Source organism: Yoonia sp., from assembly GCF_036007805.1.
Lineage (GTDB): Bacteria > Pseudomonadota > Alphaproteobacteria > Rhodobacterales > Rhodobacteraceae > Yoonia.
In genome coordinates this window covers 26,373-35,700 of record NZ_DASYOK010000232.1, presented here as the reverse complement: position 1 = coordinate 35,700, position 9,328 = coordinate 26,373, and the positions used below count along the sequence as shown (strand labels likewise).

9 protein-coding genes are annotated in these 9,328 nt (G+C 57.5%); 4 read left to right on the top strand and 5 right to left on the bottom strand.

Features of this window, described 5'->3' with window-relative positions:
• Positions 1-52: 52 nt before the first annotated feature.
• Both leuB and VGP75_RS12845 read left to right on the top strand, forming a co-directional pair.
• Positions 53-1,156 carry a 3-isopropylmalate dehydrogenase gene (gene leuB / locus VGP75_RS12850; RefSeq protein ID WP_327544048.1) on the top strand — a complete coding sequence of 368 codons (1,104 nt, stop codon included), beginning with the start codon at positions 53-55 and terminating at the stop codon, positions 1,154-1,156.
• Positions 1,156-2,145 carry a DMT family transporter gene (locus VGP75_RS12845; RefSeq protein ID WP_327544047.1) on the top strand — a complete coding sequence of 330 codons (990 nt, stop codon included), beginning with the start codon at positions 1,156-1,158 and terminating at the stop codon, positions 2,143-2,145. The genes leuB and VGP75_RS12845 overlap by 1 nt, the downstream gene beginning before the upstream one ends.
• Here VGP75_RS12845 and VGP75_RS12840 read toward each other — a convergent pair.
• Positions 2,138-3,754 (bottom strand): FMN-binding glutamate synthase family protein, encoded by a 1,617-nt coding sequence (locus VGP75_RS12840; protein WP_327544046.1) that lies wholly within the window; start codon positions 3,752-3,754, stop codon positions 2,138-2,140. The genes VGP75_RS12845 and VGP75_RS12840 overlap by 8 nt on opposite strands.
• Before the next feature lie 96 nt (positions 3,755-3,850).
• Positions 3,851-4,660, bottom strand: a complete 810-nt coding sequence (locus tag VGP75_RS12835) for a division plane positioning ATPase MipZ (protein WP_327544045.1) — start codon at positions 4,658-4,660, stop codon at positions 3,851-3,853.
• Between the two features lie 365 nt (positions 4,661-5,025).
• On the opposite strand from VGP75_RS12835, the gene VGP75_RS12830 reads away from it, so the two are divergent.
• Both VGP75_RS12830 and VGP75_RS12825 read left to right on the top strand, forming a co-directional pair.
• Entirely contained in the window at positions 5,026-6,339 is a 1,314-nt protein-coding gene (locus tag VGP75_RS12830) for a DEAD/DEAH box helicase (RefSeq protein WP_327544044.1), read from the top strand.
• Positions 6,340-6,715: 376 nt separating this feature from the next.
• Positions 6,716-7,489: a GGDEF domain-containing protein gene (locus VGP75_RS12825; protein ID WP_327544043.1), complete on the top strand. Its 774-nt coding sequence runs from the start codon at positions 6,716-6,718 to the stop codon at positions 7,487-7,489.
• Between the two features lie 77 nt (positions 7,490-7,566).
• Here VGP75_RS12825 and rpmE read toward each other — a convergent pair whose 3' ends face one another.
• From rpmE to trmD, 3 genes are all read right to left on the bottom strand, one after another.
• On the bottom strand, positions 7,567-7,788 hold the full coding sequence (gene rpmE / locus VGP75_RS12820) for a 50S ribosomal protein L31 (protein WP_055293927.1): 222 nt from the start codon (positions 7,786-7,788) through the stop codon (positions 7,567-7,569).
• Positions 7,789-7,799: 11 nt separating this feature from the next.
• On the bottom strand, positions 7,800-8,183 hold the full coding sequence (rplS, locus tag VGP75_RS12815) for a 50S ribosomal protein L19 (protein WP_055293929.1): 384 nt from the start codon (positions 8,181-8,183) through the stop codon (positions 7,800-7,802).
• A gap of 351 nt (positions 8,184-8,534) precedes the next feature.
• Complete coding sequence (gene trmD, locus VGP75_RS12810) at positions 8,535-9,323, bottom strand: tRNA (guanosine(37)-N1)-methyltransferase TrmD (RefSeq protein ID WP_327544042.1); 789 nt, start codon at positions 9,321-9,323, stop codon at positions 8,535-8,537.
• Positions 9,324-9,328 lie beyond the last annotated feature (5 nt).

The window sequence follows — 9,328 nt, the reverse complement described above, 5'->3', positions numbered from 1 at the left end:
ACGCCTCATCGCGTTAGGGCGTTTGCAACAAATTCAAGCAAGGACCAACACAATGGCAAACCCTTCTCTTTTGATCCTCGCCGGTGACGGCATTGGCCCCGAAGTTATGGACGAAGTGAAGCGGATCATCGGTTGGTTCGGTGACAAGCGCGACCTGACGTTTGATGTCTCTGAAGATCTTGTCGGTGGCGCTGCCTATGACGCGCATGGCGTGCCGCTGCACGACGACACCATGGCCAAGGCGCAGGAAGTCGACGCGGTTCTGCTGGGCGCCGTAGGCGGGCCAAAATACGACAACCTCGATTTCAGCGTAAAGCCCGAGCGCGGGTTGCTACGCCTGCGGAAAGAAATGGATCTGTTCGCGAACCTGCGCCCTGCCCAGTGTTTTGACGCGCTAGCTGATTTCTCGTCGCTCAAGAAAGATATCGTTTCCGGTCTGGATATCATGATCGTGCGCGAGCTGACCTCGGGCGTTTATTTCGGTGAACCGCGCGGCATCCATATCGAAGACAACATGCGCGTGGGCATCAACACCCAGCGCTATACCGAGGCAGAGATTGAACGCGCCGCGCGTGCGGCATTTGATCTTGCTATGAAGCGTAACAAAAAGGTCTGCTCGATGGAGAAGGCCAATGTGATGGAAAGCGGTATTCTGTGGCGGGATGTCGTCACCGAGGTCCACGCCGACTATCCAGAAGTTGAACTGAGCCACATGTACGCGGACAACGGCGCCATGCAGCTGGTGCGCGCGCCCAAGCAGTTTGACGTGATCCTGACCGATAACCTGTTCGGCGATATCCTCTCTGATTGTGCTGCGATGCTGACGGGCTCGCTGGGCATGTTACCGTCTGCGTCGCTGGGGCTGCCGATGGCCAATGGACGCCCGAAAGCAATGTATGAACCGGTGCATGGTTCGGCCCCCGATATCACCGGCCAAGGCAAGGCGAACCCGATTGCCTGTATTCTCAGCTTTGCGATGGCGTTGCGCTATTCTTTCGACGAAGGCGCCGAAGCTGATCGTCTGGAGGCCGCGATCGAGAAAGTGCTGGCCGATGGCGCACGCACAGCGGACCTGATGGGCCCCGAAGGCGGCACCCCGCTCAGCACCACGCAGATGGGTGATGTGATCCTTGCGGCACTGGACGCGAGCCTCTGATGTCACCGAATGTCAAAGGCGCATTATTTGCTTTGCTTGCCTTTGGCATATTCTCCACGCACGACGTGGTGGTAAAGGTTCTGGGTGGGATTTATTCGCCCATCCAGATCGTCTTTTTCAGTGTTCTGCTGAGCTTCCCGCTCGCGATGGTGATGCTGATGCGGGATGCGTCACCCGGAACGCTGGTGCCTGTGCATCCATGGTGGCTGGCGCTGCGGACGGTGGCGACGGTGGTGACGGGTGTATCTGCCTTTTATGCCTTTTCGGTTCTGCCGCTGGCACAAACCTATGCCATTCTCTTTGCGTCCCCTTTATTGATCACCGTGCTTGCGATCCCTGTTCTTGGTGAAACCGTCAGGTTGCGCCGCTGGCTGGCTGTTCTGGTGGGCCTTGCGGGGGTTCTGGTTGTGCTGCGGCCCGGCGACACAGATTTGTCCTTGGGGCATCTGGCGGCGCTGGCGGCTGCGGTAGGCGGGTCTTTGGCGTCTATTGTCGTGCGCAAAATCGGCGCGGATGAGCGGCCGGTTGTGATGCTGCTTTACCCGATGATGGTAACATTCATCGTCATGGCCTGCGCGTTGCCTTTTGTTTACGAGCCTATGCCGATTGAGCACCTCGGTCTCTTGGGGATCATCGCGGCCTTTGCATGGGTGGCAAGCCGTCTTGTCATTTCCGCCTATCAGGAGGGTGAGGCCGCGATCATCGCGCCGATGCAATACAGCCAGATCATCTGGGCCACTATTTTCGGCTATCTTTTCTTTGACGAAAGCATTGATCGGGCCACCGCTATCGGTGCGGGCATCATCATCGCCAGCGGTCTCTATATTGTCCTGCGCGAGAGCAGGAGCGGAAACTCCGAAAACACGCCGGTGTTGCGCACGCGGTCGCGCTCAGAGACAGGCACGACGCCGCGCGTGTCGCTCTTCATGCGCGCTGCGGGCAAAACGCCGCCACGCCCCGACGACCACAAAGACGACAGCGCTACCTAGCCGCCTCTGGCGGGGCAAAGCTGTTGGCATTGGCGCGCGCCCAGCGTTCGCGGTAGATCGGGTTATCGGTGCCATCATCAAGCAGGAAGCCTTCGCGCAGATAGGTGTAGACATCCGCAGCTTCGGTCATCTGTCCGTCGCCTTTGCGCGTCATGAAATGGTAAGGCAAGAAGCCGCAAGGATCGTCAAGGCCCGCCGCCGCTGCCATTTCACCCAGTGCTTTCAGTGTATTTGCATGGAACCGCGCCACGCGCTTGCTCTTGTCGTTCACGTTCAGTGCTTTTTGGCGGATCGGATCCTGTGTGGTCACACCCACGGGGCAGTGATTGGTATGGCAGGCCTGCGCCTGAATGCAGCCAATCGCAAACATGTAGCCGCGGGCCGAGTTGCACCAATCGGCACCCAATGACAGCGCCCGCGCAATGTCAAAAGCACTGACAACCTTGCCCGCCGCGCCAATCTTGACGCGGTCACGGATCCCCGCACCGCGCAGCGTATTATGGACAAAAGTGAGCCCCTCAACCATGGGCATCCCGACATGGTTGGCAAATTCCAGAGGTGCGGCACCCGTGCCGCCTTCGGTGCCATCAACCACAATAAAATCAGGGGTAATGCCTGTTTCCAGCATGGCTTTGACGATGCACATGAATTCGCGCCGGTGCCCGATACAGAGCTTGAAGCCGATAGGTTTGCCATTCGACAGTTCACGCAACTGCCCCACAAATTTGACCAGCCCCATCGGTCCTTTAAAGGCGCTGTGACTTGCCGGTGAAACGCAGTCGACACCCATGGGGATATCGCGGGCCTCGGCAATCTCGGGGGTGATCTTGGCCGCCGGCAACATGCCGCCGTGGCCCGGTTTCGCACCTTGGCTGAGTTTGATCTCGATCATCTTGACCTGTTCGTCAGCGGCAATTTGGGCGAACTTCTCGGGGTTGAATGTGCCGTCATGATTGCGGCACCCGAAATAACCCGAGCCGACCTCAAAAATCAGATCGCCACCTTCGCGGTGATAGCGGCTGATGCCACCTTCGCCAGTATCATGAGCGAAACCGCCCATCTTGGCCCCTTTGTTCAGGGCTGAAATCGCATTGGCAGAGAGGGACCCAAAGCTCATAGCGGAGATGTTGTAGAGCGAGGCATTATAGGGCTGTTTGCAGTCCGGGCCGCCGATCTTGACGCGGAAATCGGTGGTCTCGAAGTGGGTGGGCTCGACCGAGTGGGTGAGCCATGAATACCCCGCCTCATAGACCTTTTCCTGCGTCCCGAACGGGCGTTTGTCCTCGGCCCCCTTTGATCGCTGATAGACCAGCGAGCGTTGTTCGCGGCTGAAGGGCTGCTCGTCCTGATCGCTTTCAATCAGGTATTGGCGAATTTCGGGGCGAATTTTCTCAAAGACAAAGCGAAGATGACCAAGGATTGGATAATTACGCAAAATGGCGTGACGGTCTTGGCGGACGTCATGCACGCCCAGAAGCGTGAAGGCACCAAAGACAGCGGCCAGAACGAAAACCCACGTTGCCCAAAATCCGATGATAAAACAGATCAGCGTCAGAACGGCGGCAACGACAAATGTGCTATAGCGCTGTAGCGAAATCAGTTTTTGCAAAGCAAACCCTCCATATATGAACGATACACTATGCGGCTGATTTGCTTAATAAAAGGGCAGTTTTCAGCTATGAGCGCTCACTTTCCCGTTCCTTGACTAGAATTTCGGGGTCACGCCGGGCAGATCAAGCGCTTTGATCAGATCGCGCAGTTCCTGTCGGGCGGCAACATTGGAGATATTCATTCCCTTCACACCAAGATCACGCAGGTCAAGCAGTGTCATGCCGCGCGGAAAGAGCTCGCGGAAGATGACACGCTCATTGAACCCGGGCGCTGTGCGGAAACCGATCCGCTTGGCCAGCTTCTCGATCACTCGCTCCATCTTTTGTTTGTTCACCATGGCCTGCGCACCCATCCTGTTGCGCACGACAACCCAGTCGATCGGCTTCAACCCGGCCTGACTGCGCAACTGGCGCGCGTTCCAGACCATTTCAGAATAGACTGAGGGCGAGGTGATTTCCTCGCCGTCACTGTCGACGTGCGCCAGAAGATCGAAGTCCACAAAACTGTCATTGAGGGGCGTGATCAGCGTATCGGCCAAAGAGTGGGCCACTTGGCTCAGTCGGGTGTGTGAACCCGGGCAATCAATCAGGATGAATTCGGCGTTCGCTTCCATCTTGGCCACAGCCATCGAAAGCCTGTGATCGAAGGCGTTTTCACCGGGTTCCAGAATATTTTGATCAATGTCCGGCAGTTCATGGTACGTGGGCGAGGGCAGGTTCAATCCCTGCTGCTCCATATAGGTCTGGCGGTTCAGGACATAGCGCCCGAGTGTTTTCTGGCGCAGGTCAAGATCAAGGGTGCCAACGCGATGCCCCATGCGTGCAAGGGCCGTCGCCACATGCATCGAGACAGTCGATTTGCCCGCGCCGCCCTTTTCGTTGCCGACCACGATAATATGCGCCACTGAAAGATTCCCCGTCGTTCCTTGCCTCGGACCACTATATGATGTGGGTGGTGCAAGGGAAAGCACATGCAACACCTGTGCCGATATTTTCCCATCCCCTTGACACAAGACCCGCAAAGCCTCATGTGACATTCAACCGACGCAAGCTGCCGCGTGAGCAGAGCGAGACTGTAAGTCATTTCGCAAGGCGCAGGTTAACCTCAGGTTCCCACATCACGCAGGGGTCCCGCGCCACATCGGCGCCCGGACAATGCGGTCTTGGCTGTCAGCATATTGGCGCAACCTTGCACGGGTTCATGGCATTTTGCTGTGGGCCAAATGATATGCGCGGACCACAGGTTCGCTAGAAATTAGGATATCCTTTTATGGATTTTGATATGCTGGGCCTTGCGCCCCGTCTCGTAAACGTTCTCAAAGAACAAGGGATCACCGATCCCACCCCCATTCAAACCCAAGCCATCCCGCACGCCATGAACGGCCGCGATGTCATGGGCCTTGCCCAGACCGGCAGTGGCAAAACCGCAGCCTTCGGTCTGCCGATGATCCATGCCCTGCTCAAGGCAGGCGTCAAGCCGAACCCAAAAACAACCCGTGGTTTGATTCTTGCGCCGACACGCGAGCTGGCCAAACAGATTTCCGATAACCTGACCGCCTATACCAAAGGCAGCCACCTGAAAGTGGCGCTTGTGGTCGGTGGTGCGGGTATCGTGGCCCAGACCAAGCGTCTGGCTGGCGGTGTTGACCTGCTGGTCGCGACCCCTGGTCGTTTGATCGACCTGCTGGACCGCCGCGCCGTGCGTCTGGATGAAACCATCTATCTGGTGCTGGATGAGGCCGACCAGATGCTCGACATGGGCTTTATTCATGCGCTGCGCCGGATTGCACCATTGCTGGCCAAGGACCGTCAGACCATGATGTTCTCGGCCACGATGCCGAAACTGATGAGCGAACTTGCAGGCACCTACCTGACCGACGCTGTACGCGTGCAGGTGAACCCTCCGGGGCAGGCTGTGAAAAAGATCAACCAGTCTGTGCACTTTGTAGCACAAGCCGCAAAGACCGATCTGCTGATCGAGCTACTGGACAAGCACCGCGATGAGCTGGCGATCGTCTTCGGGCGGACCAAACATGGCTGTGAAAAGCTCTACAAAGTGCTTGAGAATAAGGGCTTTGCCGCGGCATCTATCCACGGCAACAAATCCCAAGGCCAACGCCAACGCGCGCTTGATGCCTTCAAGGCAGGCAAGACCCGTGTTCTGGTTGCAACGGATGTCGCAGCGCGCGGTCTGGATATTCCAGACGTGCGGTTTGTCTATAACTACGACCTGCCGAACGTGGCCGAAAACTATGTTCACCGGATCGGCCGGACAGCGCGCGCCGGTGCAGACGGTAGCGCGGTTGCACTGGTCGCACCGGACGAGATGATCGAATTGCAGGACATCGAAAAAGCGATGAAGGACACGATCCCTGTCGCTTCCGGGCGTCCTTGGGAAATCCAGCCCGGCCAGAAAAAGCGACCGAACGGTGGCGGGGGCGGTGGCCGTCGTGGTGCCGGTGGTGGGCAGCGATCAGGCGCACCACGTGGTGCAGGCAAGCCTGCAGGTGGGCAAGGCAAACCTGCCGGTCGGCGTCGTAATGGCGGCGGCGGCGGACGGGCGCGCAGCCAGTCAGCGGCCTAGCCGTTCTTGTGTAAAGCTTCCATTTTGATGGCAAGTTTTATGTAAAGCTTGCGGGGCCGCCGTTGCGGCCTCGCGGTCAATACACTTGCCAAGGGCATTCTGGCTTTCCTGCGCCTTCAGTGTCTGGCGGCGCGGAACGACAACAAGTGATTTCGCGGCCGCCGTTGCATCATGCTCTCAAGAACGCCGCGCCTTTCTGCATGCGTGACGATCTGGCCAATCAAACCGCTCAGCTGTGCGCCAAACGCGCGTTGTCTTCCGCCATTTGGCGACTTTCGACGCAACACACATCAAGAGTAAATTAACACTTCGACCATATATTCAGATACTGTGACGGTGCATATTCATCCGTCATTGGTTGTTGGCGGGGTACTTGGTGGAACGATTTGTCAGACTGACAGCGCCAACTGGCAAGTTTGACTTTCTTGTCAAGCTTTTGGTTTTTGTCCTGATTTCCGGTCTGATGAACCATATTCGCCACATCTTCGTCTACGGATTACCCGGGCAGAAAACCTATTGGGAAAATCTGGGCGATGCGACTTTTACGGCGCTGCCAATGTGTACCTTTGCACTGTTACTGATCGGGCATTTGAATGCGCTCCAAAAACGCCTTTACCTGCAGGCCACGCGCGACGCCCTGACGGACCTGCCCAATCGCCGATGCTTTATGGACAAGACACCCGAACGGATTTCACCGACGCAGGCGATCATGATCATCGACGTTGATCGCTTCAAAGACATCAACGACACTTTCGGACATGACATCGGTGATCGTTGCCTGCGACAGATGGCGCTGCATCTCTATAGCAGCGTTGAACAGGGTGACATGCTCGCACGTATCGGGGGCGAGGAATTTGCAGCGCTCCTCGAACTGGCGGATGATGCAAAGTTGCAGAGGATCGCCACGCGGATGAGTGCAGGGATAACCTTTGATACAGGTCAGGGTTCAATCCAGCGTGTCACTGCGTCAGTAGGGATTGCACGATCCGATAGAACGATGGTCCGCCACGATGCCCTGCGTCTGGCCGACAAAGCGGTCTATCAGGCAAAATCTGCGGGCAGGGCCTGCTACCGCATTTGTCTGGGTAGTCAGCGCAACGAGACGCAGCAAGGGGTCCCTGCGGCCCTGCCAACCACATCACTTTCTTGACGCCGGAAACTAAAAACGCCGCCCCCATCAAGGGGCGGCATTTGAGATTATCTGGATGGGTCAGACCCGCGCCTGTCTTAGAAACCCAGACCGGCGTATTTGTTCTTGAACTTGGACACACGGCCACCGGCGTCCATCAGACGTGTGGAACCACCGTTCCATGCAGGGTGCACGGATGGGTCGATATCCAGCGACATTGTATCGCCTTCCTTGCCCCATGTGGACTTCATCTGCACCACTGTGCCATCGGTCATTTTGACGTCGATGATGTGGTAGTCGGGATGCGTATCTTTTTTCATGGTCGTGATCCTTACGCTTCAGCGCCCTTGGGCGCCTTGTAGTTTGTGACTTCTGCGATACGTGCGGATTTACCGCGACGCGAACGCAGATAGTACAGCTTGGCGCGACGCACGCGACCACGGCGAACCACGGTGATGCTGTCGATGTTGGTCGAGTGCAGCGGGAAAACACGCTCCACACCTTCGCCAAAGGAAATCTTGCGCACTGTGAAAGACCCGGCAATGCCTTTGCCGTTCTTGCGGGCGATGCACACGCCTTCGTAGTTCTGCACACGGCTACGTGTGCCTTCGGTCACTTTGTAACCAACACGGATGGTGTCACCCGCTTTGAAGTCCGGGATGTCTTTCCCAAGTGCGGCAACTTGTTCCGCTTCGAGTTGTGCGATCAGGTCCATCTGAAACGCTCCTTTAAAATGCTTGCGGTACTCCGCAATGTTTCTTTCGTGGCCCAGAGCTCTGTGTCGTTATCGGGTTCAGTCGCCTGCCCGCCAGAGATACGTCATCGTTTCTTTTGTTGTGGCTGTCCGGCCTGTCTGGTGAGGGCTGCACCAACGAAGATGCTCTCATGCTCCAGATGGTTCCATAAACCAACGCCCGGAATCAGCGCGCTGACCGGGAATGCTGCCGTATAAGCGGGCCGGCCTTATGGATCAAGCGGTTTCCGCGCCTCACAGAACGCAAACTCCGCTTTGATTTTCCATGTCCCCTCAAACTTCGGGGTGAGGCGTAGCCGAGGGGCAGCGCCCCTATTTCTTCTGGTAGGCCGCCCACAAATCAGGCCGCCGTTCGCGGGTAATTCTCTCGGACATCTCGCGCCGCCATGCCGCGATTTTGGCGTGGTTGCCGGACATCAGCACATCAGGGATCGCATGGCCCTGCCACTCGGCAGGTTTGGTGAACTGCGGATGTTCCAACAATCCCGAGGAAAAGCTTTCCTCCAAAGCACTGTCCGCATTGCCGAGCACACCCGGCAAGAGCCGCACCGTCGCATCGATCATCGCCTGTGCTGCAATTTCGCCACCGGTCATGACGAAATCACCCAGGCTGACTTCCTGAATGCCGAAATGCTGCAACACACGCTCGTCCACGCCTTCAAAGCGCCCGCAGAGCATCGTGACCCCGTCCATCCGCGCCCATTCGCGCGCCATGGCCTGATCAAACCGCCGACCGCGGGGGGACAGATAGATCAAAGGCGCGACACCTTTGGTACCAGCGCGCGCATCCTTGATTGCCTTTCCCAGCACATCGGGGCGCAGCACCATACCGGCACCGCCCCCTGCGGGCGTGTCATCGACGTTGCGATGTTTGCCGATGCCATAGGTGCGCAGGTCAAAGGTCTGCAATTGCCACAGCCCTTCCTGCAAGGCCTTGCCGGTCAGGCTTTCGCCCAAGACGCCGGGGAAGGCTTGTGGAAACAATGTGATAATCTGCGCAGTCCATGACCCCGCAATATCAGGCGTATCCGTCATCAATTCACGGGGCTGTAATGTCGGCCGCACAGCGATACGTCCGGCAGCGCGGGGGGCCTTGGTCATTGCCA